This window comes from Corynebacterium sp. HMSC061H03 (assembly GCF_001838215.1).
GTDB lineage: Bacteria > Actinomycetota > Actinomycetes > Mycobacteriales > Mycobacteriaceae > Corynebacterium > Corynebacterium jeikeium_D.
In genome coordinates this window covers 1-26930 of the sequence record NZ_KV836048.1, presented here as the reverse complement: position 1 = coordinate 26930, position 26930 = coordinate 1, and the positions used below count along the sequence as shown (strand labels likewise).

General features: G+C 58.9%; 24 protein-coding genes and 1 pseudogene. 6 read left to right on the top strand and 19 right to left on the bottom strand.

The genetic code is table 11. The annotated features are described in order from the left end of the window. Positions 1–62 precede the first annotated feature (62 nt). The 6 genes from rpsI to eccCa all read right to left on the bottom strand — a co-directional run bounded on the left by rpsI (position 63) and on the right by eccCa (position 7432). The gene (gene rpsI / locus HMPREF2787_RS00685; protein ID WP_016422091.1) at positions 63–623 is read right to left on the bottom strand and encodes a 30S ribosomal protein S9; all 561 of its coding nucleotides are present in this window, start codon (positions 621–623) and stop codon (positions 63–65) included. Then, a complete protein-coding gene (gene rplM / locus HMPREF2787_RS00680) occupies positions 620–1063 on the bottom strand; it encodes a 50S ribosomal protein L13 (RefSeq protein ID WP_005509852.1) in 444 nt (147 codons plus the stop codon). The genes rpsI and rplM overlap by 4 nt, the downstream gene beginning before the upstream one ends. A gap of 317 nt (positions 1064–1380) precedes the next feature. Then, the gene (locus HMPREF2787_RS00675) at positions 1381–1668 is read right to left on the bottom strand and encodes a WXG100 family type VII secretion target (protein ID WP_005509924.1); all 288 of its coding nucleotides are present in this window, start codon (positions 1666–1668) and stop codon (positions 1381–1383) included. Positions 1669–1741: 73 nt separating this feature from the next. Then, the gene (locus HMPREF2787_RS00670; RefSeq protein ID WP_005510029.1) at positions 1742–2068 is read right to left on the bottom strand and encodes a WXG100 family type VII secretion target; all 327 of its coding nucleotides are present in this window, start codon (positions 2066–2068) and stop codon (positions 1742–1744) included. Positions 2069–2270: 202 nt separating this feature from the next. Then, positions 2271–3659 (bottom strand): type VII secretion-associated protein, encoded by a 1389-nt coding sequence (locus HMPREF2787_RS00665; protein ID WP_070858119.1) that lies wholly within the window; start codon positions 3657–3659, stop codon positions 2271–2273. Continuing rightward, positions 3659–7432 (bottom strand): type VII secretion protein EccCa, encoded by a 3774-nt coding sequence (gene eccCa, locus HMPREF2787_RS00660; RefSeq protein WP_070858118.1) that lies wholly within the window; start codon positions 7430–7432, stop codon positions 3659–3661. The genes HMPREF2787_RS00665 and eccCa overlap by 1 nt, the downstream gene beginning before the upstream one ends. 247 nt (positions 7433–7679) lie before the next feature. Between eccCa and eccD the strand changes: the two genes are divergently transcribed. Both eccD and mycP read left to right on the top strand, forming a co-directional pair. Then, positions 7680–9095: a type VII secretion integral membrane protein EccD gene (gene eccD / locus HMPREF2787_RS00655; RefSeq protein ID WP_236658472.1), complete on the top strand. Its 1416-nt coding sequence runs from the start codon at positions 7680–7682 to the stop codon at positions 9093–9095. Between the two features lie 14 nt (positions 9096–9109). After that, positions 9110–10348, top strand: coding sequence for a type VII secretion-associated serine protease mycosin (gene mycP, locus HMPREF2787_RS00650; protein WP_222867342.1), 1239 nt, complete (start codon positions 9110–9112; stop codon positions 10346–10348). Here the strand turns inward: mycP and eccB are convergent. Further along, positions 10307–11749: a type VII secretion protein EccB gene (gene eccB, locus HMPREF2787_RS00645; protein WP_070858117.1), complete on the bottom strand. Its 1443-nt coding sequence runs from the start codon at positions 11747–11749 to the stop codon at positions 10307–10309. The genes mycP and eccB overlap by 42 nt on opposite strands. 114 nt (positions 11750–11863) lie before the next feature. Between eccB and HMPREF2787_RS10805 the strand changes: the two genes are divergently transcribed. Continuing rightward, the gene (locus HMPREF2787_RS10805) at positions 11864–13018 is read left to right on the top strand and encodes a hypothetical protein (protein WP_083326611.1); all 1155 of its coding nucleotides are present in this window, start codon (positions 11864–11866) and stop codon (positions 13016–13018) included. A 589-nt stretch (positions 13019–13607) separates the two neighbouring features. Here the strand turns inward: HMPREF2787_RS10805 and HMPREF2787_RS00635 are convergent. From HMPREF2787_RS00635 to map, 9 genes are all read right to left on the bottom strand, one after another. Further along, positions 13608–15749, bottom strand: coding sequence for a DUF6541 family protein (locus HMPREF2787_RS00635; RefSeq protein ID WP_049180782.1), 2142 nt, complete (start codon positions 15747–15749; stop codon positions 13608–13610). 59 nt (positions 15750–15808) lie between these two features. Further along, on the bottom strand, positions 15809–16678 hold the full coding sequence (locus HMPREF2787_RS00630) for a tRNA pseudouridine synthase A (RefSeq protein ID WP_049180801.1): 870 nt from the start codon (positions 16676–16678) through the stop codon (positions 15809–15811). 313 nt (positions 16679–16991) lie between these two features. Further along, a complete protein-coding gene (gene rplQ / locus HMPREF2787_RS00625; protein WP_038627680.1) occupies positions 16992–17468 on the bottom strand; it encodes a 50S ribosomal protein L17 in 477 nt (158 codons plus the stop codon). Positions 17469–17505: 37 nt separating this feature from the next. Beyond that, complete coding sequence (locus tag HMPREF2787_RS00620; RefSeq protein ID WP_038627678.1) at positions 17506–18531, bottom strand: DNA-directed RNA polymerase subunit alpha; 1026 nt, start codon at positions 18529–18531, stop codon at positions 17506–17508. A gap of 73 nt (positions 18532–18604) precedes the next feature. Beyond that, positions 18605–19210, bottom strand: coding sequence for a 30S ribosomal protein S4 (gene rpsD / locus HMPREF2787_RS00615; RefSeq protein ID WP_038627676.1), 606 nt, complete (start codon positions 19208–19210; stop codon positions 18605–18607). A 24-nt stretch (positions 19211–19234) separates the two neighbouring features. Next, positions 19235–19639, bottom strand: a complete 405-nt coding sequence (gene rpsK / locus HMPREF2787_RS00610) for a 30S ribosomal protein S11 (protein WP_016422078.1) — start codon at positions 19637–19639, stop codon at positions 19235–19237. Between the two features lie 3 nt (positions 19640–19642). Next, positions 19643–20011: a 30S ribosomal protein S13 gene (gene rpsM / locus HMPREF2787_RS00605; protein ID WP_005509836.1), complete on the bottom strand. Its 369-nt coding sequence runs from the start codon at positions 20009–20011 to the stop codon at positions 19643–19645. Positions 20012–20307: 296 nt separating this feature from the next. Then, entirely contained in the window at positions 20308–20529 is a 222-nt protein-coding gene (gene infA / locus HMPREF2787_RS00600) for a translation initiation factor IF-1 (RefSeq protein WP_016422077.1), read from the bottom strand. Between the two features lie 283 nt (positions 20530–20812). Next, a complete protein-coding gene (map, locus tag HMPREF2787_RS00595) occupies positions 20813–21613 on the bottom strand; it encodes a type I methionyl aminopeptidase (RefSeq protein WP_038627674.1) in 801 nt (266 codons plus the stop codon). A gap of 226 nt (positions 21614–21839) precedes the next feature. On the opposite strand from map, the gene HMPREF2787_RS00590 reads away from it, so the two are divergent. Continuing rightward, positions 21840–22421, top strand: coding sequence for a hypothetical protein (locus HMPREF2787_RS00590; protein WP_070858116.1), 582 nt, complete (start codon positions 21840–21842; stop codon positions 22419–22421). Between the two features lie 178 nt (positions 22422–22599). On the opposite strand, the gene HMPREF2787_RS00585 is transcribed toward HMPREF2787_RS00590, so the two are convergent. After that, positions 22600–23151, bottom strand: a complete 552-nt coding sequence (locus HMPREF2787_RS00585; protein WP_005509947.1) for an adenylate kinase — start codon at positions 23149–23151, stop codon at positions 22600–22602. Then, positions 23151–24488 (bottom strand): preprotein translocase subunit SecY, encoded by a 1338-nt coding sequence (gene secY / locus HMPREF2787_RS00580; protein ID WP_038627670.1) that lies wholly within the window; start codon positions 24486–24488, stop codon positions 23151–23153. Before secY ends, HMPREF2787_RS00585 begins: the two co-directional genes overlap by 1 nt. A 349-nt stretch (positions 24489–24837) precedes the next feature. Between secY and HMPREF2787_RS11390 the strand changes: the two are divergent. Then, positions 24838–25497, top strand: a pseudogene (locus HMPREF2787_RS11390) (6-carboxyhexanoate--CoA ligase); the annotation flags it as partial. Positions 25498–25575: 78 nt separating this feature from the next. Next, complete coding sequence (locus HMPREF2787_RS11385) at positions 25576–26697, top strand: aminotransferase class I/II-fold pyridoxal phosphate-dependent enzyme (protein WP_371441137.1); 1122 nt, start codon at positions 25576–25578, stop codon at positions 26695–26697. A gap of 85 nt (positions 26698–26782) precedes the next feature. Here the strand turns inward: HMPREF2787_RS11385 and HMPREF2787_RS00570 are convergent. After that, positions 26783–26930 (bottom strand): integrase core domain-containing protein (locus HMPREF2787_RS00570; RefSeq protein WP_141763253.1); only part of this gene is annotated, 148 nt, incomplete at its 5' end.

Genomic DNA, 26930 nt, shown 5'->3' with positions numbered 1-26930 from the left:
CAAAAAAGCACCTCGGCTTGCGTGTAATACGCAAACTGAGGTGCTTTTCGAAGCAGTAAAGCTTAACGCTTGGAGTACTGCGGTGCGCGACGGGCCTTGTGCAGACCAGCCTTCTTGCGCTCGACAGCACGAGCGTCGCGGGTGAGGAAGCCAGCCTTCTTGAGAACGCTGCGCTCCTCCGGGTTGAACTCGTTCAAGGCACGAGCGATAGCCAGGCGCAGAGCACCGGCCTGACCGGACGGGCCACCACCGTTGATGTTGGCCTTGATGTCGAACTGGCTCTCGCGCTCGACCAGGACCAACGGATCCTTGATCTCCTGCTGGTGCAGCTTGTTCGGGAAGTAATCCTCGAGCTCGCGGCCGTTGCAGACAATCTTGCCGGAACCAGCGGTCAGAACGACGCGGGCGACAGCGCGCTTACGACGACCGACAGTCTGAATCGGACGATCCAGGGTCAGCGGTGCAGCCGGAGCAGCCTCAGCCTCGGTCTCGGTAGCAACTGCGTCGCCGATGGAAGAGGTGAACTCTTCCGTGGCAGCAGCAGCGGCAGCCTGAACATCATCGTAGGAAGCCTCGGTGGCCTCTACGTTCTGGTTCTCATTGACGTCCTGTGGGTTGGTCACTGTGCCACCGCCTTGATCTCGTAGTTTTCAGGCTTCTGACCGGCGAACGGGTGCTCGGAACCGGCGAAGACGTGCAGCTTCTTGATGGACGCACGCGATAGCTTGTTGTGCGGCATCATGCCCTCAATAGCCTCAGCGATAACACGCTCCGGGTGAACCTCGAGGGAACGACCCAGGGTCATCGACTTCAGGCCGCCCGGGAAGCCCGAGTGGCGGTAGCGCATCTCACGTTCCCGCTTGTTCGAGGAGACGTGCACCTTATCGGCGTTGATGATGATGACGTGGTCACCGCAGTCGACGTTAGGGGCGAAGTAAGCCTTGCCCTTACCGCGCAGCAAGTCTGCGGCGTGAGTAGCCAGACGGCCGAGAACAACGTCGGTAGCGTCGATGACGTACCACTTGCGCTCGATGTCACCGTCCTTCGGATGGAAAGTAGACAACATGACTCCTTTTAGGGTCCGTGTAGATTTGCCAGCCACCGTGCACACTGTTGTTATTCCCCGGCGGCCGGTGGAGACCCGAGGCAACATTCACGTGTGCGCACACAGTTTGACTACTTTACCTTGAGATGGCGCTAGAACAAAAATGCCAAAGCCAGTCTCAGCCACAAACTGCTGAGACTGGCCTCCCCCCCCCTGGAGTGCTGCTAGCAAGAATACTTCAAAGGCAGATACCTAACTGAAGATCTCAATTGAGCAATGTCCTCCCCTCCCCCGGTTACATAGCTCAATCAAAAGTGCCTCAAGCAGGAACCAAGCTATCCCCAGCTAGCTGCCGCGCGGCGGTTAATATCCGCCATTCGCTGGCTACCTGCGCTGACCGTATCCGCGATAGTCGTGAGAATCATATTGAGCTCCTCCGCTGCTGTGTCCCATTCACGCTGAGCCTCCTGGTAAGAATCCGACGATTCACCCTCCCACGTAGAGACCATCGGCGCGATGCGCTTCTTCAAATCTCCGAGCAGCCCGTTGATGGTGCCAGAAGTGGACCGAATGTCATCGGCAGCACCGTCGATGCCGCCAAAACTGTACCTAATTGGTTGCATTAAGAACCCTTTCCCCAAAAGGTGATGTGTGTTGTGTGATTCAGTGTTGTGGTTGTGCGATTCGACAAAACGTTTAGAGGTTCAGCAACGACGCACCCGCTGCTGCCACCTGCTTGAACGACGACGCCCCCTCGTCCTCGCCCGCATCGAAGCTGCTGGAATTTGCGCGGATGTTATCCGCGATATCCGTCAGCGCATTGGATAGACGCATAGCTGCGTCATCCCAACGAAGCATCAGATCATCGAAGCTGTCTTTAGCCTGGCCCTTCCATTCCCCCGCCAGACCGTCCACGACGCCTCGAATGCGACCCAGCTCGCCCTGTACTTCCGAGTTGACGCCATCGACGTCCCCCGCGGTAGTGGTCATTTGATCTGATTCGGCTGCAAATAGGTTTGCCACTGTTTCCCCCTTATTCGTGTTGAGTGACTGATTAACGACGGCATTTTTACCTCCCCGCGCGAGCCAGCCAGCTTCCCGCGTTAAAAACCCGTCATATTGTTTGGCGCGAAAAACCCCGATTCGGTTCCATTTTGGTTTTCCAACCTTTACCCCTGCCTACCCCCGCCCATCCCCCAGTCACTTTCTCTACGCCCCTCGCGTATTACGGCACCGGCCGAGCGCTTACTACTGCCTGGTCGCATACGGGCCGTACCGGCGCAATAGTCCTTCCTCTGAACTGGCACCCCACACTGACTTGAGTTCCGTACATCACTTTGTGATGCCAGAGCACTATCGAATTACCTGACGGCAGCCGCTCCTCTACGACTACGACATCGGTGCCCAGTACTTGTCTGCGTTCCGGCGCGGACTTTGTCTCATCCCCGGCAACGGAGCTGCTCAAAGCGGCGGCTAGATGTTCAAGCGCCATGTCCTGCGAAAGCGGGCTAGCGAGCACCAAGACGCGCATATCTCCGCCATCCACCGCAATCAGACGGTCTAACGGACTTGCCGAGTCAAGCTCCCACCCGCCGGGAAACCGAGCTTCCACGCCCGCATTGGTCAGTTTGACTATTGGAGCAGAATCGGGAACTGGTTTCGATGTGGATGGAGGCGTAGTTACAGGAGGCGTAGTTACAGGAGGAGCCTGTGCGTGCGATGTCTCACGCTGCTTCTGTCTCCCTTCGTTCTCCCTAACTATGCCGCCACTAATGAGCCATGCAGCAATCCCAACAATCAGAACCACCACCGTCAACAAACCAACGGCAGCTACTGACACAACTGTGCTTTGATTCGACGCTGAGCTGACTTCTGCCCTGGCTGCAGGACGCCGCCCCGCGAAATCCTCCGACGGCTCCACTTCACCGGCTTCAGCGTCGCCGATGTTTTTCAACCAGGCCGGATTTACGCACTCCCCGAGCCGCGATGCTGGGCAGTCGAAGACTAAAAATCCACGGTCGCGCAGACGATCGACTAGTAGAGCTCGCCGCGGGTTCGCTAGCCCGGGTGGAACTTCGCCGACGATGAACTCAATATCCTCCTGCCAGCGGGGCGGATACTCAGTGATACCGCGCCCACCACTAACTTCCACATCATCGGGTATCCCCTGGGGCGCATCCGGATACATGGTCAGCTGATAAGCCAGCGCAATGACTGTTTCCACCAATGGTGCGCTGTCGTTCGCTCCGACCAAATGTGTCATCCGACTGGCAATGTGGCCCCCGCTCAGACGAGTGACACAGACACGCGTTTCCTCTACTTCCACCAACACGCTATGAGACACAGTTGCCTCATCGAGTTCCACAACGGCGTCGGCAAGCGTCAGGATGTACGGATTGAGTTCGGTAGCCAATAGCGCGGAGGCCAGCCGGCACTGTCGCACAGCACCCCAATAGCTGGGCACAATGACTGTTTGCATGCTCTCGAGAAGCGGTCTAGGGCCATGCACCGCCAGTTCTGCGGTGTCTGCAGGTGCCGCGAGTCCCCACAGGTGCCAGGTGCCGTGGCGCAGCGTCGGGGTCTGGGTGGTGGAAGAAGATTCGACCCGAATCATCAACTGTCCTCCTGGTCACCAGCGGTATCCAACCAACCCAACTGCACAATCTGCGGACTCTGGCCGTGCGCCACCCAATAGCCACGGCCCGGCGGCTGCTCGCAAGGCTTTACGCCGAGGATGGGGCCGTCGTCGCGTGTGCCGTCCATAACAAAGACGCTGGCACCCTGGTCCTTAACCGCACCCATGACCGGGTCGTGGAGGGACCGCAACGCCCCGCTGATTCGACGGGCAAAAAAGATATTGAGCCCAATGTCGGCGGCGTGAGCGATGACTTCCGCCAGCGGCTGCAAGGGGTTACCCCGCGAGCCAGCCACGAGGTCATAGTCGTCCACGATGACATTGATGCTTGGACCACTCCACCAATTTCGGGCCTTCAACTGCGCTGGGGTGATATCCGGTTGCGGGAGACGAGCCTTCAGTACCTCTGCCAGCTCTGCCAGCATGGGTGTCGCCACCGCAGCCGAGCCCGCATAGCCGGCCAGCCGCTCTTGGGGCACGGCCTCCATTAGCCCACGGCGGTAGTCAATCACGACGAATTTCGAGTCCGACTGGGAGTACCGCAGCTGGTGAACGATGCCCCTCAGCGCGGCGGTTCTGCCGCTGCCCGCCGAACCGAATATCAGTAGGTGGCGATCCTTTTCTGGATGGAATATCACCGCGCCCAGACCGGCTTCTTCAAGCCCCACTGCAATCGCACCTCTCGCAGCGGCCGCTGGTCGCGGCAAACGCGCAATATCAATCCGCCGTGGCAACAACTGGAGCTTTGGTGCCTGCTCACCGTGCGGCGCTGTCTCTGCAATCCGCTTAGTGTCTGCAGCGCCGGTGAGAGCTACCAGCATCGCAAACCCGCCCGGCGCGACTCCGCGTCCTGGGCTCTCCGGCACCAGCTCCGCTGCCTTGCGGTCAATCATTGAATCCATCGACTCCGCCTGCCGCAGCTCAATCCGAGTACCAATCAGGTCGCGAACGGCAGGTCTCATGTCCGTCCAGCGATAGGCCGTGAGCAGGACATGAATTCCCACCGCCAATCCATCTGCAACCAGCGCCTGCACATCGTCACTCAGCGCCGGAAACTCCGTTTTGAACGCACCCCAGCCGTCAATGACCAACACCGAATCCGGCTGACCCGCCGCCCGTGCTGCTTCCGGAGAGAGCCATCCATTAGTGCGAAAGAGCTGTTCCCGACGACTTACCTCACGACGCAAGAAACCAATCGTACGGCGAATAAGCTCCTCGTCTCCGCGGTGTGCAACCGACGCGACATGCGGCAACTCAGCCAGGTCGCTCAGGCCGCCCGCACCACAATCGACGATATAAAAATGCAGGTCACGAGCGCTGATACCGTCGGCTAGCGCGAGGATCGCTGTGCGTGCGGCAGTGGTCTTTCCTGACCGCGGCGCTCCGACGATTGCCACGTGCCCACCGGTCGTACGCAGGTCAATACGCAGTGGGTCCTGACGCTGAAACAGCGGCTTGTCCACCAGCCCAATCACACCGGTCAATCGCTGTCGCGGCAGCTGCTCGTCGGGCTGAAGCTCGATGGCCTCCGGCAATGGTGGCAGCCACACCCGATGCGCACGTGTCGATACGTGCGACACCGCTGCCACCACGGCACCGAGCACCGTCTGCTCCGATGTCTGCGCAGGCGGATCGGCCATTCCACCATCGCTTGACGACGCACCGAAAGCCTCCCGCGTCCAATTTTCAGCGGTAAATTCAGCGACAGCTACGGCCTGGCCCTGCAGCCCCTGCTCTGCCCCAGCCGTCGCACCGTCAATAGGCTGCGGACGGACCACCGGGCCGGAAACATACGCCGACCGAAACCGCACCGGCTCGGCGGCAGCAGATTTGATATATCCAATGCCCGGGATGGCCGGCAGATGATAGGCGTCCGGAACGCCCAGCACGCTGCGGGACTCCGCGACGGAAAAGGTCTTCAACCCAATACGATAGGAAAGATGGCTTTCCAACCCGCGCAAGCGGCCTTCCTCCAGACGCTGACTGGCCAGCAGCAAATGCATGTGCAGACTGCGCCCCAACCGACCAATCGCAACGAAGAGCTCAGCAAACTCCGGGCGTGCGGAGAGCAGCTCTGAAAACTCATCCACCACAATCAGCAACGCGGGCATGGGTGGCGCATCTATCTGCCCAGCGCGCCGGGCTTGCTCATAATCGCTGACACCGGCGAAATTCCCTGCAGCGCGCAGCTGCTCTTGGCGCCGCGTCATCTCACCGCGCAGTGCGTCTTCCATGCGGTTGACCAGGATAAGCTCCTGCTCCAAGTTGGTAATCACCGCCGAGACATGAGGCAATTGATCCAGTCCCAGAAACGTCGCCCCGCCTTTGAAGTCCACCAGCACAAAGTTCAACTGATCCGGGCTGTGCGTAGCTGCGAGCCCTACCACGGTCGTTCGGAGGAATTCCGACTTACCCGACCCTGTGGCACCAACGCACAGACCGTGTGGCCCCATGCCGCCCTCAGCACTCTCCTTAAAATCCAGATAGACCGGAGCACCACCGTCATCAGCTCCAACAGGAATGCGCAGGCGAGCACTGCCGTAGCGCGGTCGGTAGCGCAGAGTTGTCGGAGGCGGGTACAGCCCGAGCTCCTCCATGACCGGGTCTTCCGAGGTCTTAACAGAATCATCTGCGCTTGTTGGCACTTCAAAACGCGCCAAGCTCCGTCCAAGCACCTCCGCTTCTGCTGGACTCAGCTGATCAGGTACGCCAATCTCCTCCCGTCCGGACGCAGTTTCCGCATGCACAGCAGTAGCGGAAACAACCAGCGCGATGCCATGGTGAACCGCTGCCTCCCACAACGTTGACTGCGCTTCCACGACGGTCAGCAAAACTACCGAGGTCTCCGACCCCGCCGCGTCAAAAATCGGTGTCAGTTCAGTGACATCGTGCTGTCCGTTCGAATCCGCCAGCACAATCAGCACTGCAGCTGGCAGTGTGTCGATAGCCGTGAGCAGCTCAGTCAGCTGCGCACACGTCGCCGCCCGCAACCGCGCTGGGCCACAGGCATCAGTAACTGCGGGGTGTCCGTGGTGTGGCGTCCACTTCAGCCATTCCCACTCATCTCCCACAACTGCAATCAGGCAATCCTCCGGATGATGCAGCGCAGCAGCTTGGGCGACCATTGCTCGAGCCAGCCCCTGCGCCGCGGTATCTCCAGTGAGCGCGATGATCTCAAAGGCTGACACATCTATGGCAAAGGGCACGCCCTCAACCTGACGAGCCGATCGAATAACTTCCCGCAGTGCTACGGCGGAAACCGGATCCAGTTTCTCCGGCGCCGGAATTGCCGGTGGTGTTACGGGCGTTGCGGGCTGCTGCGTTGCCACCCCGATGCGCAGCTGCAAGAAATCCGGGTCCCCCTTTCGGCGTTCGCACGCCCGCCCCATCGCCCCCAGCTGCCACAGAGTTCCAGGCCGAGGGTGGATAAACTGCGCCGATTCACGCTGCATCCTCGCTGCTTTCGCCACCGCGCGGCGAATACTGGACAAATGCCTCTGATAGTCCTTCCGCACCGGTGCCATGTCCTTATTTCCCGCCCCTCCCGACACCATCATGCCCACAGTGGAAAACACCATCATCAGCGGAAACATAAACGACATCGGGTTACGTCCCATCCCAGAGACAAACATCAACACCACCATGCCAACCACCGCCACGACCATGATCAACGGCATGAGTGCACGCATCAGCGGCACCGGCTGTGGCTCCGGCGCTTCCGGTGGCGCATCCGGCGCGATTGTGCCCGTCATAGGCTGCGGCCCCGCTTTTCGGGTAGCCGAAATCCCCGCCCGTGCACTAGTCACAAAAATCCCCCCGCTATGTGTCGCCCCTTGTGTTCACTCGACGGCCAATCCCCCGACCAATCGGTGTGCACATAGCTTAAAACACACTCCGGATTCTCGCAGCGCATGGCCGAGACTGTTAGCGGGGGCACGCGCAGTTACTACCCCGAGTAGCGCTCTAACGAGTTGTACGCCACTCTAGAGGGACTAAAGCATGCAGAATTCATGGGGGAAATACATGCTGGGGGAACTCATTCGCGTGCGCATTGATGCCGCACACATGCCCGAAGACGCCAACCGAGCACACGCAGACCTTGCATTACCGACCAACGTCGCAATCGCCGCACTCGTACCGGATATCCTGCAAATTTTCGATATCGACATTGCGGACTTCCCGCTGGCACAGTGGCAGCTACGGACCGCCGCCGGCACGATATTGCTTGCCGACGACACCCTGAACGATGCCGGTATTGCGCCAGGCGAACGCCTGGTTGTTATCAACGACCCAGGGCCCGTGCCCAAACCTCGGCTCTTCGATGCCGCCGATGCTATTACCGACACCACCTATACCGACGGTATCGGTACGGCTGATTTAGTTGTTGGCTGTACCGCCGCCCTCGTAGCCACAGCTTCAATTGCAGCTGCCTCACTGAGCTTGAGCAGTACCGATTCCACACTGGCCGCGGCAATCAGCTTCATCGCACTGCTGGCAGTAGCCGGTGGACTGCGCCTGGCTCTGTTGTGTAGCGCAAAACCGGCGATTGTCATGTCCCTGGAGCTGCAAGTGCTCATTCTGGGCACCGCTTCGGGGCTCTGCTTCGTTGGCCTCGACCTACACCGCATACTCACCGACTGGCCGCCGACTGCTGCGATTAGCGTCGCGCTTGCCGTCACCGGTTTGGTTTTTCTCATTTCCAACACCGACGACGGCGACAACCGCATCACTGTTACCCTGGGCGCCGCGAGTCTCAGCGCTGCAGTTACCTTCGGTATTTACGCTGCGGCTGTCGCACTTTTCCAGAACTCGGTTCAATCAGGAGCACTCACCGCTGCTAGTGCAGTCATCCTGATACTGCTGGCACCTTCCCTGGCTATCAAGGCTGCCGGTATTCGCGTACCCAAAGTCCCTGCCGCCGGAGAGAGCTTCGATGACAGCGACACTCCCGAAATATCCCACAACGCACCTAAGCGAGCGGGTTGGATTCTCGACGGCATCGTCTGCAGTGGCACCGGAAGTCTCAGCATTTTCACCCTGGTGGTACTTTTCTCCGGAGCCTATGCGAACAGGTGGTGGCCTCTGGGCATGGCTGCTGCTGTCATAGTCTTTTGTGCAATTCACTCCCGTGGCCAAGCCCGGAAAGTAGCTTCCACCTGCACTGCTTTAGCTGGTCTTGCCGTCATTGTGGCTGTCGCCTTTCAACAGTGGTTCGAAGGCAATTGGCCAGTTTCCGCTGGCCTTGTCGTCCCAATGCTTGCAGCCACCGTCTTAGCCGCATTTCCAGCGTCACGCATCTCACCTACAACGCGCCGCATAGCTGAGCTAACCGAGGCCTGCAGCATCGCCGTCATTCTGCCCATTGCGGCCATCATTGCCGAATTCCCTGAGTTCGTAAGTGGGTTCTTCCAGTGAAAAACCCACTTTTCATGAATGCCATAAAAACCCGTCTCACCGCCACGACCGCACTTTCCACGGTGCTTATCTCCACGTTGACGGCGGCCACCGCAGTAGCACCGTCGGGCATCGCACCAATAGCGGCTGCCCAGAACAGCCAGGACTGCGTGGCCACGATGCTGTCGTCGGAAAGCGCACTGCGTGAACCGACAGTGATCGAAAAAACTCTTCGGTTTCGCCAAGCATGGCAACTGACGACGGGTGCGGGGATTACGGTGGCGGTGATCGATACCGGGGTCTCACCCAATGAGCGCCTAGGCGAGGTTCTCGACGGTGGCGATTTTGTCGACGGCGACAGCGGGTTCGTAGACTGCGACGGTCACGGAACTCTAGTAGCCGGCATTATTGCAGGCCGGCCCGGTGCCGATGGTTTTGCGGGACTGGCGCCCGACGCGCACGTGTTGTCGATAAGACAAACGGCCGATGGCGAAGGCAATTTGGAGTCGCTGGCACAAGCTATCGACAGGGCCGTCGCGGAGGGCGCGAGGGTTATCAATATTTCGCTCACATCGTGTGCCCCGGCAGGTGTAATGCCCCAAGGTGCAACGGATGTTGCCGAGAGCGTCGCACGTGCGGAAGTCTCAGGCGCAGTAGTGGTCGCAGCGGCAGGAAATAAGGGCGATAGTTGTCAGGCCGGATCCGTAGCGTGGCCCGCAGTCCTGCCGGAGGTAATCGCAGTATCAGCAGTACAGTTCGACGATGCTGGCCAAGCACAACCCGCGGAGTATGCAATCACGGGACAATGGGTCAATGTCTCCGCTCCCGGCGGTCCCGTACTCGGTCCCGATCCGCGCACCCCTACCGGCCTCATAGACCGCCACGTGTTCGGGTCCGGGGATAACACCCGAGCTCAGCAAATCGCCGGCACCAGTTTTGCCACGCCAGCCGTGTCGGGAACGGCTGCCCTGCTGCTGGCACGAAACCCAGAGCTTTCCCCAGCACAGGTTCGCGACATCATCCTTAATTCCGCGAGCCCAATTAGTTCCGGGCTTGGCCTTGGCCGCGGCATCATTGCACCGTATGACGCTCTGATTTGGACCACTGCGGACACCGCCGCGCAGCACGCCGCCAATCCCGCTGCCGCGCCGGCTCCACCAGATCTGCTTTCTTCGCAGGAGCGCAATGCACCGCTCCGGGCGACTGGGCTGCTCCTGATATGCGCACTGGGCCTAGGTGCCTGGCTGCTCTCGCGCCCCAGACAGCGGCCCTAGCGCCGCCTGCTTACTCAGCTCAGGGCCTCCACGCAACGCGGCCAGAACTTCCCAGTCCACTGGCCGCGTACCACCGCTGTCGGCGTTGGATGATGCATTAAACCCGAGAGCAGCCAACGTCGTGCGATCGTGCACAGCAAAGCGCATTCCCTCTGGCGAAATGACGTGTACAGCCCCATTTACGCTTACTGCAATCGAGCTGCGCTCACGACTGCGGCCATCCACGAAACCGTCGACGGCCACACCCGCCCCGTCAGCATGCGGGTAATCCACGTGCCGCCCCTCCGGAGCATGCTGCGACCACTGCACGAGAGCTTGCAGCCGTCCTGCTATCCGGCCGGCACACAACCAGCCATCAGCATCGGCAAACGTCAACGACTTTTCAGGTAGTCCCGGGACTGCTGGTGCATTCGCAACGGGTACTGCCGCCAGCTGCCCTTCACTGGCCTGCAGAACTGGGCTATGTGCAGCTAATAGCTCTCCTAGCACCGGGGAGAGAATCGCGGCACCGTCGTCAAGCACGATAACGCGCCGCTGCCCGACCTCGACCACATTGCCGACTGTGTCGAATGGTGCGGCGAAGTGTGTGGGTGCGCCGCGGTTTGGAATTGCTGGCGCGGCCAGAATCGGAACCTCCGGAATCGCTCTGAGCAACGCAGGGCTAACAGGCCGGACTGCGGCGCGCTCCAAACCCAGCGCTCGAGAAACAGCGGCGTGCTCCGGGTGGTTGACATCCAACCGTGAGCGGTAGCCCTGCGTAATCAGCCAGTGGTTTTGGCCATCGGCAACAACGGCACTGTCCGAGTGGGTCCGGGTAAGCTGCTGCGGTTCCCCACGTACTTCCTCAAGACGCGCAAGTGACTCTGCAACAATCCACGGTTGCCCGAGGTCTTGCACCGTCCGCTCGCATAAAGACAGTGCCAGCTCCGGCGCACCTACGCTGCCCGTCTTGGCAGCTCCCGAGGCCCCAGAGCCTGCCGGCGTGGCCGGAACTGCTGGTGCGCCCTCAATCCCGACAGCAAAACTGATGTCCTCTTTGTCCAACTCGCTACTGCGCACCCGTTTCGGCTCAGCAGGATTGCCCAAAATTAACCGCGCCGATGCGAGATTCGCGACTGGATGCAATCGACCATTGACACGTACATGTAGGCCCTCCGACCCTGACACGACAATCAGCTTCTCATTGGAGCTAGAACCGCCCTGCGGTCGCACCAACGACAGCACCGCAGTACCGGCGGCCAGTAAAACCACCAGCGCACAGCCGATAAACAGTGCTCGGGTTCGCGTGCGCAGAGGGTCGTGCAGCATTCGCGAATCCGCACGCACAAGCGCATGCTCAATCCGACGAATCAAGAATCGATGACCGCTGACCTGGCTAGGCGTGGTCGGTGTACGTGGCATGAGTTTCCCCCAAAACTATTCCCCCAAATAATCTCTACCCTGCAGAGTAAGCCAGGCCGCGCTACTGTGCGACCAGGGGAATTTTAGTGGGGAACATATTGGGGGGATTTTCACATGCCATTGTCATTGTGGCTGCTCATTACAGCAATAATCATCACTGCAGGCGCGCATGTCCCTGTGCGCGGACGCAGCCTTCGCGACCGGCTGCGACGCACCGAACCAGGACAGTTCATCGGACTACGTCTCTCACCAGGTCTGCGTAGCCAGCTAAGCGCTGCGGATATCGTCTCGCTTGCCGACGACAGCCCAGTGACCCTGGATGCGCTGTGTTTTTATCACATTGCGCCGGAAATCCGCGGAGAGCATGCGCACCGCTACTTCCGAGCGGCCGAACGCTCCGGCACAACCCCTGAGCCCTGGACACATCTGGTGGCAACTCTTCCGGTGGAAGCCTCCACTGACAAAGCCCTACGCTTCCTCATCCACAGGCTGGGGACCCTTGGCATTCGCGCACGGCGATTAACGGCACAGGAGTGTGCTCTGACTGAGAGCTCTGCGGAGGTAGTACAGCTGCGCCGCACTGGACGCTCTCATCATGTGGCGGCGTTGGGGCGCAAACCGCACCTGTGGTTAAGCCGACAACGTGACGTCGCTATCACTAATGGTCCAGCGCAGGTCATAGGGGTCGGGAGCAGCGGACAAACCATCACAATGTGTCCCGCGAACCTTCCCCGATTGGAGGTCGACTGCGGAAATCAGGACATTTGTGAGTTGCTCATCGGAATGCTCTCGCTCGGCTATCGAGTAGGAATTCGCACGTCCCGTCCACATTTCTTTACTGTGGCTCTTGATCTGGGCGCAGTACTTCTCGCGCGAGCTGGAGACGACACCGTCGATGTGGTTGTCGTCGAAGAGTATGAGCCCGACCTGCGTACGGGAATCGCGAGAATCATCGAGGTCAGTCGTGCAGGTTCGCCCACGGCAGCAGCATCGGAAATGCCAGCTTCATGCCCTCGACTGGTGATGGGCGAATTCACCTGGACGCTATCTACCTCCCGCACTACCGATGAACTGCAGCCACTGGCTATGCGGGCAACTAGCGGTTCAGTCCCGGAATCAACGCGCCCAAATCTGGCAGACCGCCCGGCGCCGGGGAGCCGTCAGGCTCACCCTGCTGCGCTGGGTCATTCGGAGCACCATTTTCTTGGCCACCCGGCTGACCGCCTGCTGCAGGAGGCACATCCTCCTTCGGCATCTGTGCACCGGTGACATTGCCATTGTCGATAGTGGCAGCGCCCGCTGGTCCCGAGCACTCCAGAGTCGACGGGCCATAGGCCGCGCAGCTGTATCCGAATGCGCTCAACTGAGAATTCGCTGGCAGCGTCTTCATCTCACCCGCCGGCGGGAAAGTAAGGACCTCGTAAGTAACTCCTCCCGGATTCCAGGACACAGCATTGGCGGGAACCTCGTTCCCCGTGCCGTCATCGACCATCGGAGGATTGGCAAGATTCACCTGACAGGCCAAGTAGGCGTCACCGCTCAAATCGTTGAGGAAACAACGTGTCGTGCCATCCTCCAACTGAAAGAGTCGAGTATTTGGGCCGTCCGCCGGAGTGTAATCCGCATCATTGACCTGGGTGATTGCAGGAGTCTCCGTCGGCGTCTCTGATTCTGTCGATTTCGTCGACTCCTCAGTCGGTTTCGGCGGAGTCGAGGATTTAGTCTTTGCGGAAGAACTGACGGAGCGATTCGAGACTTCCGGCTTAGCCGGCTCGTCGTCTCCACATCCGGCCAGCGCGAAAGTCATCATCACACCGGCTGCGATCGTTGCCATAAATTTATTCATCCGCATGATGTCCTAACCTACCCGACCATCGCTCCATCCCCTAGTAGCCGAGGGAGGAATTACTTCCGGAGAACTAGCTCGCATCTCGTCGATGCGTTCTGGCGTGATCACATCATTGAAAGCGAAGATGGTTACTTCCCTATCTCGATAAACAGGGGTTACCCCTGGAGCTACCCAGAGCCCTTCACCAGGAAACTCTAAATCCTCCTTGGAATCCCAAATACCCGGGGGTGACAAATAGATGAATCCCACGTTCAGCTTTCGGGCTGAGCGGTCGACATCGTTCGCCCCATCCGGCCGATCGGGGTCTGGAAAACCGAGGTAATCAGCGTGCCAATACAGCATTGAGGTGGCAGTCCACTTATTCGCAACTGGCCAGTCATAGTGCGGGAACACTACCGGCAGATCATTGCGAGCGTACATCCAGCTGGACCCCTCCGGCGGATTCGTAAACGTGCGGTACTTATGTGCCTCCGGCTGCTCGGCCAACCAATCAAATGCCTTCAGGTCAGCATTGGAAATGATTTGCCATTCTCGAGGGCTCTTGTAGGCGAAATCTGCAGCGCTAGCATTAGACGCCACTCCATAGACGACGAGTACAGCAGAGCTCACCGTCGCTAAGCTCAACCCCAGAACCCGCCCCGTCGATGGCACCTTTGACTCACTAATTCGAGCCGCCCACGCGCAGCTCCACGCCACGGCGATACCCGCAAACGCGGAATACAGATACGCGGTGACCATCACCAACCGGTGAGGCGTGGAATAGTGAAGCTCCGTGTACAACGCGAGAATATCGCCCGGCATGCCACCAAAATGATTGAGCGCGTGGGTCGTCATCAACACCGAAACAAACCAGGCCGGTACTACCCACACCCGTCGGCGCGAAGTACCTGCGAAAACCAAAACCGCCATTCCGATGAAACCGAGGATAATAATTGGCCAGAACGGCCGGAATTCCTCAGTGTGGCGAGTCAGCATTGTGGCGCCTCGATACCACGCATCGAAACGATCGAGGTCGTCTACTTCAGCGCTAACCGCGCGCACATCCTCGGTCTGAGAAGTTCCCGTAAGCCACTGCGGCAGTAGAACTGCCACTGCTGGCACAAAGGCGGCTGCAATCACCGCGACGTCGTAAAGCTTGGCGCGAACCGCACCCAGTTCAGGATGCGCGGGACGCGGCAGGCGGTAGCACAACCACCAGATTGCACCGAGCATAACAACTGTAGGCACCGATGCCGGATGGAGCTCTCCGATACCGATTATTGCAAGAGCGGCGCTCAAGATGCGCTGAGGTGCGTGTGGGAGCGACGTAGCAAAGGCAAAAACGGTAATCGCTAGCGCAATCGAGACCTGGTACGGCCAAGCCCCCACGAAGACCCCGACGGGCATCAATACCGGAAGCGCTGCGGAAACAAGCGCCGCAACCCCCGCGGCAACGGCGGTGGACAGCTTTTGGCGATCAATAATTCGCCAGGTCAGCGCCGCAGCAGCCGTGGGTATGGTCACGGCCGGAATGATAATGCCGAGGTAATTGACCGCCTCGGTGATTGGTAGACGGACAATCAGTACCCAAAGCGCACCGAACGCATGCCATGCGGCGGGATAGTAGGACACCGCCTGAGTTTCCACATTCTGGATCTCGCCCATCCTAGTGGCCGAGGCCATGCCATCTTCCGTAATCGAACGGAGCACACTTGCATGCCAGAGTGTGTCCCAGCCTTGCTGGATGGTCGCCATCCCCTCGGACATTGAAGCGATGCGGCCGATAGCGGTCCACGTGAGAACCGCCGCTGCGATGATGACCCCGATACTTGCGATTAGCCCATAACCCAACTCGCGCCATCGACTTGCGGCGAGCGGCTGCGCCTCGGCCGACACCGAGCGATTGACACCACCGCGCCGTCGCCGAATCAAAGCGCTGCCGCCACGCCAGCACAGCGCGAGAAGTAATGTCACGGCGCAGCAGATAGACGCACTGACCAAGGTGAAGCGCACATCGATAGCGCCGAGCACCCACCCTGCGGTGCCTGCGATACCAAACGTCACCGCAGGACCGAGGGCCAGCGCCCACGGTGTACGAACGCCGCTGGCTCGCACTACAACAGCGCCGGGGATTACGAGCAGCGCAACCAAGCTAACAATTGCCCACACCACTACCGAACACTCCTCCTACGGTCACTTTCTTCAGGGAATTTTACCGAGAGCTTGTACATTTAAGCCTCGTCCACATCTGTCCGGGCATCACGACGCTCACGGGTCTGCTCCGCCCTGGCCGCCAGATCAGCATCGGCGGGGTAATCAACACCTACCAGGCTGAGCCCACGCGCCTCTGCCACCGGGACCAACGGGGAACGCTTCTCTTCACTCAACAACTGTTCAGTGAATCCAACCTCACGCCGCCCTTCACCGACGCTAAGGCAGGCCCCTACCAGTGAGCGCACCATAGACCAGCAGAACGCGTCGGCAGTCACATGGGCCTCGTACAGCTCCGGTTCTTCCCGCGTAGATACGTCGAACCACTGGAACCGCTGTAAATCTCTAGTGGTTGTGGCATGTGGCTTGTGTCGACAAAAAGCGGCGAAGTCATTGAGCCCCAGTAGAGCATCAGCTGCCACCTGCATACGGTCGATATCCACTGACCGTCGCCAGTGGGCCGTATCGCGAGCACGGGTAGGAAGCGGGCCACTGACGCAACTAGTGACACGATAGACATAATGCCGACGTAACGCGGAAAAGCGGGCATCGAAACCCGGGGGCGCAAACGAGGCGCCCCGAAGCGTCACGTCCGCGGGCAATAGTCGCGCTACACGACGAACCAAATTACCCGGGTCCCCTGCGATAGAACGTGTGTCTAAACAAGAGACAGGAACATCTGCGTGAGCCACCTGACCGGAGGCATGAACGCCGGCATCTGTACGACCGGCCACAGTCAGTTGCACTGGAGTGCGCAACACCTTCTCCAGAGTGGATTCCAACGTCGCCTGCACAGTCCGCACCGGTTCTCCCGTAGGCTTATCGCGCTGAGCAGCCCAACCGTGGAAATCTGTCCCATCATAGGCAATGTCAAAACGCAACCGAACCAGGTCGGAGGCGGTACTCCCCGTAGCGGCACGATCGGGAGAATCGCACGGGGTATCCGGAGTCGTTGGCGTAAGTGATGTCACGGTTAACAGATTGTAGCCGCGACCCCGGATTAGAAAATCACCAGTTTCCACCGAAGGGCCTCCGTACAGCTCCCAATGTTGGTACGTAATCTTCGGTGTAACCGGAGACAGAACTGGGGTCGGGCGCTGTGCGCCGTCGTCAAGCACAAAGAACCCCCGGTAGAGAGTTCAGATATGAACTACTCGACGGGGGTTCAAAGCTGTGACGGCCAAAAGCCGTCGGCGAGGGGATTTACTCCTCCTCTGCAGCCTCAGCTTCAGCAGCCTCAGCCTCGGCCTCTTCGGCCTTTGCCTCTTCAGCCTGCTTGGAAGCAGCGGCGCGAGTTGCGCGAGTTGCCTCAGCAGTTGCGGTCTCTTCCTCAACCAGAGCGATCAGAGAAATCGGGGCGTTGTCGCCCTTGCGGTTACCCAGCTTAATGATGCGGGTGTAGCCGCCGTCGCGATCAGCGAACTGCGGACCGATCTCGTCGAACAGCTTCTTAACTGCGTAGTTGTCGTTGAGCAGCTTTGCAACGTTGCGGCGATCTGCGAGAGTGCCGCGCTTTGCCTTGGTAATCAGCTTCTCAACGTACGGACGCAGCAGCTTGGCCTTGGTGTCGGTGGTCTTAATCTTGCCGTGCTCGATGAGCTGCTTCGCGAGATTGGCCAGAATCTTCTTCTGGTGCGAAGCGGAGCCGCCGAGACGGGAACCCTGCTTAGGGGTAGGCATAGGTATCTCCTCGTTTTAATGAAGTCGCGTCGGTGAACTACTCGTCGTAGCCAGCGCTTGCGCCATCAGTCCAGTCAGCGTCATCGCCCGAGGCAGCGTCCAAATCAGCGACAGCAGCCGGGTCGAAGTTGTTCGGGGAATCCTTCAGAGCCAGGCCAAGCTCAGCGAGCTTTTCCTTGACCTCATTGATGGACTTGTCACCGAAGTTGCGGATATCCAGCAGATCCGACTCGGTACGAGCAGCGAGCTCACCGACAGTGTGGATCTCCTCACGCTTTAGGCAGTTGTAGGAGCGCATAGAGAAGTCCAGATCCTCAATCGGAGTCTGGTACGCAGCGACATCCTCAGCCTCGCGCGGGCTCGGGCCAATCTCGATGCCCTCAGCAGCCTCGTTCAGCTCGCGTGCCAGACCGAACAGCTCAACCAGAGTCTTGCCTGCCGACGCCATTGCGTCGCGGGCGGTGATCGAGTTCTTGGTCTCGACATCGATGATCAGCTTGTCAAAGTCGGTGCGCTGCTCAACACGAGTAGCCTCCACCTTGTAGCTGACCTTCAGAACTGGCGAGTAAATCTGGTCCATCGGAATGCGGCCAATTTCGCCACCGGAGTTCGGGGTCGCCGGCACGTAGCCACGACCACGTTCAACGATCATCTCAATATCCAAGCGACCGGATTCGTTGAGAGTAGCGATGTGGTGATCCGGGTTATGAATCTCCACACCTGCTGGGCACTCAATGTCTGCAGCGGTCACCGCGCCTGCACCTTCGCGACGCAGGTAAACGGTAGCCGGCTCGTCGAACTCGCTCGAGAGCACCAGACCCTTGATGTTCAGGATGATGTCGGAGACATCTTCCTTCACGCCCGGGATAGTGGTGAACTCGTGCAGCACACCGTCGATGCGGATGCTGGTGACTGCAGCGCCCGGAATGGACGACAGCAACGTACGACGAAGAGAGTTACCGAGGGTGTAACCGAAACCCGGCTCCAGCGGTTCGATAACGAACCGGGAGCGAGAGGAATCAATGTAGTCCTCAGTCAGCGTTGGGCGCTGGGAAATGAGCATTTTCGAAAATCCTCCAGGTGGCGACCGCTATATGACGCCATAGGGAATGAATGGATGCAAGCGAAGTTAGTTATTACTTCGAGTAGAACTCGACGATCAGCTGTTCCTGAAGCGGAATGTCGATCTGTGCGCGTTCCGGGGTCTGGTGCACGAGGATGCGCAGGGACTCAGGAACAACCTGAAGCCATGCCGGGACGACAGCGTCGACCAGGTTCTCCTGTGCCTCTTCGAACCACATCATCTTCTGCGACTTCGGGCGCACGTCGATGATGTCGTACTGGCTTACCTGGAAGGACGGCACGTTGATCTTCTTACCGTTAACGGTGAAGTGGCCGTGGGAAACCAGCTGACGAGCCTGGCGACGAGTACGAGCCAGACCAGCGCGGTAGACAACGTTGTCGAGACGCGACTCCAGCAGGACGACGAGGTTATCGCCAGTCTTGCCCGGACGACGGTGAGCCTCGGCGTAGTAGCGACGGAACTGCTTCTCCATCACGCCGTAGGTGAAACGTGCCTTCTGCTTCTCCTGGAGCTGGAGCAGGTACTCCGACTCCTTGATACGAGCGCGACCAGCCTGCCCCGGAGGGTAGGGACGACGCTCGAAGTTCATGTCGCCACCGACGAGGTCGACGCGGAGACGACGGGACTTACGGGTTGCGGGACCGGTATAACGGGCCATTTCTGTTCTCTCCTTACCCTATTCCTAGACGCGACGACGCTTCGGCGGACGGCAGCCGTTGTGCGGCTGAGGGGTCACATCCGAGATCGAGGACACCTCAAGGCCAGCAGCCTGGAGGGAACGGATGGCGGTTTCGCGGCCCGAACCCGGACCCTTAACGAAAACGTCAACCTTCTTCATACCGTGCTCCATGGCCTTACGAGCAGCGTTCTCGGCAGCCATCTGGGCAGCGAACGGAGTGGACTTACGGGAGCCCTTGAAACCGACGTGACCCGAGGAGGCCCACGAGATAACAGCGCCCTTCGGGTCCGTGATGGACACGATGGTGTTGTTGAAGGTGGACTTGATGTATGCGTGGCCCTGAGCCACGTTCTTCTTTACAACGCGACGGCCGGTACGACGGCCGCGTGCGGACTTCGGAGCTGCCATGTTTTACTTCTTCTTTCCGGCGATCGTCTTCTTCGGACCCTTACGCGTACGAGCGTTGGTCTTGGTGCGCTGACCACGGACCGGCAGGCCACGACGGTGGCGCAGACCCTGGTAGGAACCAATCTCAATCTTGCGGCGGATATCAGCCTGAACCTGACGGCGGAGGTCACCCTCGACCTTCCAGGTGGCCTCAATCACGTCACGCAGCGCGGCGACCTGCTCATCAGTGAGAGCATCGGTACGCAGGTCCGGAGAGATGCCAGTCTTCTCCAGCAGCTCATTGGCACGGGCAGGGCCGATGCCATAAATGTAGGTAAGAGCGACCTCCATACGCTTGTTGCGTGGCAGGTCAACTCCAGCAAGGCGTGCCATACGGCAATTTCCTTCCGGTTGATGCGGTGGTTTACTCCACTGCCACCCTTCCCAGGCCCGGCTCACTCGGTCGGACGCCGAGTCGCGCAGGTGTTATAGAAAGGCTCCAGCCACCGTTGCCGGAGGTAGTCTCGCTTACTTCTGTGGAAAAGCTTTCATAAAGAACCGCCGCGCCAATCTGCTGAGACGCCAGGCCTCAACATCACGCGGCCGTCACCAGAAGCAGCTAGGACGGTGGAGTTTCTGTCTAGTTAGTAAATAAGCCCATAACCACTACCAACAGTGGTCAGGTCGATTTACTTGTAGCGGTAGACGATTCGCCCACGCTCGAGATCGTAGGGAGAGAGCTCCACTACGACTCGGTCTTCCGGGAGAATACGGATGTAGTGCTGGCGCATCTTGCCACTGATATGGGCGAGCACCTTGTGCCCGTTGTCCAGCTCCACTCGGAACATCGCGTTCGGCAAGGGCTCGACGACGCGACCCTCAACCTCAATTGCGCCTTCCTTTTTAGCCATGTCCTCCACGTCTCTCTGGCGGATACCCGGGACAATCCCGGCACCAGTTGGGAAATCTCTACTCTGCCTGGTGTTTTAGCAGTTCCGTGCAGGGATAATCATCACTGCAGCGACACTGCGCCCACACCATCGCCCAACTCTACACGCGACCTGCGTTTTTACCAAATACGACCATTATGGGACCGGTTGCAAGCGACGGCAGGCTGGTTCGCTCCACCCGTTCAGAATTCATCGCAGCCTTTATGGCAACATTCTGACCTTTCGCTTGGCCCTCACGCACTAGTTATTCGTATCGAGGAGTCAAAATACGGGGGCCGTCCGCCGTGGCGGCAACTGTATGCTCCCAATGGGAGGCCGGCATTCTATCCGCGCTGACGACCGTCCAGCCGTCGTCAAGCTCATCACTACCCCACTCGCCGCCGAGAATGAGCATCGGCTCAATGGCCAATACGGAGCCTTCGACGATGCGGGGGCCCTTTCCAGCTTTGCCCTCGTTGGGCAGGAAGGGGTCCATGTGCATCTCCCGCCCAATGCCGTGCCCGCCATATCCATCTACGATGCCGAGCTCAATATCGTGGCGCAGTTCAGCCTCACGGGTGGCCATTTCAAGCGCATACGAAATATCGGTGAGGCGAGCGCCCGGAACCATGGCCTTAATACCTTCGGTGAGGACCTCTGATGTCGCAATGTTCAGTTTTTCGACATCTTCACTCAGCTTTCCGACGCCGAACGTAAGTGCCGAATCACCGTGCCAGCCATCCAGGATTGCGCCACAGTCAATTGAGACTAAATCACCATCGGCGAGAACCGTAGAGCTTGACGGAATGCCGTGGACAACAACTTCATTCACAGATGCGCAGACAGACGCCGGAAAACCTTCATAGCCAAGGAAGGACGGCGTTGCGCCAGCATCGATAATGACCTGGTGCGCGATCTCATTGAGATCTGCCGTGGTCACCCCCGGCTTAGCAGCGTTTCTGCAAGCCAGCAATGCACGACCGACAATCTCGCCGGCCGCTTGCATCGCATCCAATTCTCCCTCGGTGCGGGCAGGAACTACTTTGCGGCGGCGTCGAAAACTCATCACGCTGGTTGAGTCTACTCTGACTTAGAAGGGAACCACCGGCTAGCCGAATCCCGCCACCTACGAGGGCATCGCTCCCCCAGCCAGCGCTCTGCTTCATGTATTTCTACGAGGCGTTGCATGGGAATCTTTATGGATGTTCATTCGTGACGCTTAATCTGCAATCGGCTTGCTTCGTTTTTCGGGCGGTTTACACCCAAAGTTGAGCTGCCCTACGATAACTGGCATGCATTCACTGTTGAAGTCCGCGCAGACTGCGGGCGCTGTTATTGTCACCAGCTCACTTTTCCTGGTTGGCGCTTGCTCAAGCAATCCCGAACCGTCGCCAGCGCCGACTATCCCCTCCACTTCCCCTGCCGCGGAATCGCCGGAGACCCCTGGAAGCACCTCGGGTTTCATGGGCACCTCTGCACTGCCTGAGTCAATCCAAAACTTCACACCTGATGCAATTAAGGAGGCGATTGGCAGCTGCGTCGAGTCGGATGACTCTAAACCCGTCATTTTTGGCAGCGAGAGCGTACATGGCTTCACCTGCGTAATGGCAGTTGGAGACGGTGGCACCGCAATGCTCAGTACGGCCGAGGACCCGGCCACTGTCGAGCGCATTAACGAAAAGGCTGAGTCCGTCGAAAACTACGTACCATACGAGCTACCCGGCAAGCACGCATTTAGCGGCATCAACAAGGGGTCCCCTTTCGTTATGGTCATTGACGAGGCCAACCGCATCTACCAAGAGTTCGTTTTCGCGAATATTGGTGCCGAGGCCGCACAGCCACTCATCGACCAGATTATTCAGGACTTCCAGTAGCCCTCACTATCGGCTGCCCCCACCCCCGCCCCAGACCCCAACAGCCACACACAAAAGCCGCCCTTCCAAACCTCAACGGTTCGAAAGGGCGGCTTCAACAACCATCTACAACCGGCAAACCCATCGGCCCCAGCCAGCAAAAAAGCTAGAGCGTCTAGTTATCCGGCGCGCCAGGAGCTTAGTTCAGCTTCTCCAGCTCAGCCATCGTGCGCTCGTTAATCTCCTCAACGGATCCCTCAGCGGCAATCTTGATGATCTTCTCCGAGTAGTAATCCAGCAAAGGAGCGGTCTCATTGGTGTACACATGCATGCGGTTGCGGATGACCTCTTCAGTGTCGTCTGCGCGACCACGGGCCAGCATGCGCTCGACTACGACATCCTCGGAAACGTCGAACTGTACGACCGCATCCAGCTCAGTGCCGAGGTTGGACAGCAGACGCTTCAACTCTTCTGCTTGACCAACAGTGCGCGGGAAGCCATCCAACAGGAACCCCTTGGCAGCGTCGTCCTCGTTCAGACGGGACTCGACCATACGCACAGTCACGTCGTCCGGAACAAGGTTGCCGGCGTCGATGTAGGACTTCGCCTCAATGCCGAGCGGAGTACCTTCACCGATGTTTGCGCGAAACAGGTCACCGGTGGAGATGTGTGGGACACCGAGCTTCTCCGAGAGGATAGCTGCCTGAGTGCCCTTGCCTGCACCGGGAGGACCTACAAGTACGAGTCGCATTACTTCAAGAACCCTTCGTAGTTACGTTGCATCATTTGGCTTTCAACCTGCTTGACCGTCGTCAGCGCAACACTGACCAGAATCAGCAGGGCTGTACCTCCAAACATACCGCCTCGACCAGCGTTCGCGTCGCCAAGCCCCATATCAAGAGCGACATTTGGCAGAACAGCGATCAGTGCCAGGTACAGCGAGCCGACAGTCAGCAGGCGAATCAGGACGTAGGACAGGTATTCAGCAGTCGGACGCCCCGGGCGGAAGCCCGGAATGAATCCGCCGTACTTCTTCATGTTCTCCGCCTGCTCGTGCGGGTCGTACTGCACGGAGGTGTAGAAGAAGGAGAAGAAGATGATCATCAGGAAGAACAGCAGAATGTACTGCCAACTGGACGGCGCCAGCAGGTACTGAATGACATTGCGCTGCCACCAGTTGTCCATGTTCGGATTCGACTGACCGGACTGAACAATCTGGGTGATCAGAACCGGCACGTAAATCAGAGAGGACGCGAAGATGACCGGGATAACACCGGCCTGGTTCACCTTCAGCGGCAGGTAGGTGGAAGATCCGCCGTACTGACGACGACCAACCATGCGCTTTGCGTACTGCACCGGAATACGGCGCTGTCCCTGCTCAATGAAAATAACGCCGATGATGAGAATCAGCACGGCAACAATCACGGTGGCGAACACGACACCGGTAGTGGAGCGCAGAATGTTCGCTCCCTGCGCCGGCATACCAGCGGCGATACCGGAGAAAATCAGCAGTGACATACCGTTGCCGACACCCCGGTCAGTGATGAGCTCACCCATCCACATGACCAGCACGGCACCGGAGGTCATCACAACGACCATCACCACGAGGTCAAAGACACCCGCATCCTTAACCAGCAGCGACTGCGAGCCGCCCAGCAGGGCACCACGGTCTGCCATGGCCACAATGCCCGCAGACTGCAGCAACGCCAACGCCACTGTGAGGTAGCGGGTGTACTGGGTCATCTTTGTCTGACCCGACTGCCCTTCCTTCTTCAACTGCTCGAAGTGTGGAATCACCACCGTGAGCAGCTGGACGATAATCGAGGCCGTAATGTACGGCATAATGCCGATGCCGAAAATCGCCATCTGCAGCAGAGCGCCACCTGAGAACAGGTTAATCAGCGAGTAAACGCTGGACTGATCTTTCGAAATCTGCTCGAGCTGCGCGTTGACCAACTGGTAGTCGATACCAGGGGTTGGAATCTGCGAGCCGATTCGGTACAGAATGATCATCGTCAGAGTGAAGAAGATCTTCTTACGCAAATCGGGATCGCGCAACGCCGCAATGAGACCGGAAGCCACGTGCATCCTCCCGAGGTCAAGAAATCCGCTTCTCCCACGCTTTTCCCGAAAGACTTACCCGCTTAGCCGCCAGTAGTCTCCCGCTTTAGTTAAGCAACGCGGATGACGTATTCCTCAAACCTTTAATTGACAGTATTTGACGTAGTGAGTCTACCAGCGTTTCTCCACATCGTCGCAATACGCCTCCATATCACCGTTAGTACAGCGCTCCGCCCATCACCTCTTTTCGCTTGACGACGATCCCAGCGCCTCTCCCCTCTGGGCCCATGCCGCCCTCACCGTGCACCACCCAACTTTCTCAAACAAAACTTGAACAGTGTTAAAGTTTTGCTCTGTGAGTACCTACAGCATCCGCATGCGCTCCAGCGCCGATGGCTGCCATATCTCTGGCGCTGAGCGTCTTGCACCGGCCACCGAACTACCTCAGTTGGCTTCTGCTATGACTAGCCGTGCACTTCACCACGACAAGGGGCGAGCCGACACAATTCACATCACTGCGGACAAGATTGATGAGTCGACCATCAGCACCGTGCCCGCGTTAACTCCTCTTCTAGAGTCGAACCCCACCCCTGGCGACGCACGCAACCTCATTGCTCAACGCCTACGCACTGCAGGTATACAGGCAGCCGATATCGCCGTCGAGATGGCCTATTCACTCACAGGTCTCCGCGGCGCCGCCCTCATCGACGCCTCCTCCGGTGAGCGGCTGGACCCAAACCCCGCCCGCGGTGTACGGGTTTCCACTTTTGATGCCATCTCGCACCCCAGCAAGGACTGCACCAAGGATCATTTTCACGAGGCACTCATCCTCGCATCTAAAGTTCACAGCGCCCCGGGTATCGTCGCAGAAATCTGCCTCTCCGATGACCCCTTTTACACACGCGGATATCTCGCACTGGACGGAGGCTTCCACCGTATCCCAAATATCAAGGACCACGGCAGCACTCTTGGTACTCGCATCTTCATCGTTGAACCCGGGACCGATATCCCCGAGCTAATCGATTACCTGGAGAACGCACCGGTCTACGTCGAGCTCCCAGCTGACGCCAGCTCCTCGTCGGACGCTACCGCCCCCAACAGCGACCTCTCAGCAATCGCCGCTCAAAGGAACACTGCCTGGGCCTCTGAAGGACTTGCCCGCACACTGCGCACTTTCGAAACCGCACAACTGCCACACAGCCGAATTGACGGAGCCGACTATCTACTGTTTTCTTCTTCGGACTACCTCGGCCTGTCCACGCATCCCGAACTCATCTCAGCTGCCACCGAGGCAATTGGATATTTCGGTACCGGGTCCGGCGGCTCTCGCCTAACCACCGGCACTAACATCCACAGCGCACTTGAGAATGAACTCGCGCGGTTCTTCGGTTTCGACGATGCCGTTCTCTTTGCTACTGGCTACCAGGCGAACCACTCAACCATCGCTGCCATCGCCACCGCCGACGTTGAAGTCTTCTCCGACGCCGCCAACCATGCTTCCATCATTGACGGATGCCGCAATGCCCGAGCTAAAGTCACGGTCTTTCCACACACTGACTATCAGGCACTCGATGATCTCCTCGCAGCATCGAGCGCCCGCCACAAGCTTGTCATCTCCGACTCCGTGTTCTCTATGTCAGGCGAGGTTATTGACGGCCCCGCACTCGAGCGCACCTGTCGCCGTCGCAACGCATGGCTGATGCTTGACGACGCTCACGGCGTCGGCGTTATCGGAGAACAAGGTCGTGGCACTGCAGCGCACCTGGGCATTCGCCCCGACATTGTGGTCGGCACCGCGAGCAAAGCTCTCGGTGCCGAAGGAGGATACGTTCTCTGCTCGGCACCAGTTGGCGAACTGCTACGCAATCAAGCCCGTAGCTTCGTGTACTCAACGTCCATGAACCCCGGTTCCGTCGCAGCTATCCGCGCCGCGTTGAAGCAGTTGGAGGCTGGGGACGTCGTCAAGCGATTGCAGCGTAATATTGCGCGCGTCCGCTCCCTGGTTGGCGCACAGTCAGACCCCGCATCTGCGATTATCCCGCTGCCCATTGGCGACGAGGCCGAAGCGATGGAGGCCTCAGCGAAGTTGGCGGAGCGTGGCGTGTTCATACCCGCAATTCGCTATCCGACGGTGCCCCGTGGTGAGGCAATGTTGCGTTTGACCATCACCGCGCTGCACACGGACGCTGACATCGACCAACTGGAGCGAGCTCTGCGAACCACCGGCCTGCTGTAAGCCAGCGGTTTGCGCTGCCCTCCCCCCCCTAATACAAAAAAGCTCCTAACCTGAACTGGCCCCCGAAAGTTGGACTGGTTTAACTCTAGGCGGTTAGGGCTTCAAGGGTCTGATTCCGATATTGCATCGGGGTCAGACCCTTGAGTCGTTGTTGGACGCGTTCGGTGTTGTACCACCCGATGTACTCATCGAGTGCCTGGTTGAACTCTGCGACAGTGTCGAAGACTTCTCCG

Excerpts from the sequence above, each read along its gene's own strand:
- HMPREF2787_RS00665 (WP_070858119.1), bottom strand. The coding sequence starts at position 3,659 with ATGATTCGGGTCGAATCTTCTTCCACCACCCAGACCCCGACGCTGCGC.
- HMPREF2787_RS00675 (WP_005509924.1), bottom strand. The coding sequence starts at position 1,668 with ATGCAACCAATTAGGTACAGTTTTGGCGGCATCGACGGTGCTGCCGAT.
- HMPREF2787_RS00620 (WP_038627678.1), bottom strand. The coding sequence starts at position 18,531 with ATGCTCATTTCCCAGCGCCCAACGCTGACTGAGGACTACATTGATTCC.
- HMPREF2787_RS00590 (WP_070858116.1), top strand. The coding sequence starts at position 21,840 with ATGCATTCACTGTTGAAGTCCGCGCAGACTGCGGGCGCTGTTATTGTC.
- eccB (WP_070858117.1), bottom strand. The coding sequence starts at position 11,749 with ATGCCACGTACACCGACCACGCCTAGCCAGGTCAGCGGTCATCGATTC.
- mycP (WP_222867342.1), top strand. The coding sequence starts at position 9,110 with ATGAATGCCATAAAAACCCGTCTCACCGCCACGACCGCACTTTCCACG.
- map (WP_038627674.1), bottom strand. The coding sequence starts at position 21,613 with ATGAGTTTTCGACGCCGCCGCAAAGTAGTTCCTGCCCGCACCGAGGGA.
- rpsM (WP_005509836.1), bottom strand. The coding sequence starts at position 20,011 with ATGGCACGCCTTGCTGGAGTTGACCTGCCACGCAACAAGCGTATGGAG.
- HMPREF2787_RS00585 (WP_005509947.1), bottom strand. The coding sequence starts at position 23,151 with ATGCGACTCGTACTTGTAGGTCCTCCCGGTGCAGGCAAGGGCACTCAG.
- eccCa (WP_070858118.1), bottom strand. The coding sequence starts at position 7,432 with ATGACGGGCACAATCGCGCCGGATGCGCCACCGGAAGCGCCGGAGCCA.
- infA (WP_016422077.1), bottom strand. The coding sequence starts at position 20,529 with ATGGCTAAAAAGGAAGGCGCAATTGAGGTTGAGGGTCGCGTCGTCGAG.
- eccD (WP_236658472.1), top strand. The coding sequence starts at position 7,680 with ATGCAGAATTCATGGGGGAAATACATGCTGGGGGAACTCATTCGCGTG.
- secY (WP_038627670.1), bottom strand. The coding sequence starts at position 24,488 with ATGCACGTGGCTTCCGGTCTCATTGCGGCGTTGCGCGATCCCGATTTG.
- rpsK (WP_016422078.1), bottom strand. The coding sequence starts at position 19,639 with ATGGCAGCTCCGAAGTCCGCACGCGGCCGTCGTACCGGCCGTCGCGTT.
- rplQ (WP_038627680.1), bottom strand. The coding sequence starts at position 17,468 with ATGCCTACCCCTAAGCAGGGTTCCCGTCTCGGCGGCTCCGCTTCGCAC.
- HMPREF2787_RS10805 (WP_083326611.1), top strand. The coding sequence starts at position 11,864 with ATGCCATTGTCATTGTGGCTGCTCATTACAGCAATAATCATCACTGCA.
- rpsD (WP_038627676.1), bottom strand. The coding sequence starts at position 19,210 with ATGGCCCGTTATACCGGTCCCGCAACCCGTAAGTCCCGTCGTCTCCGC.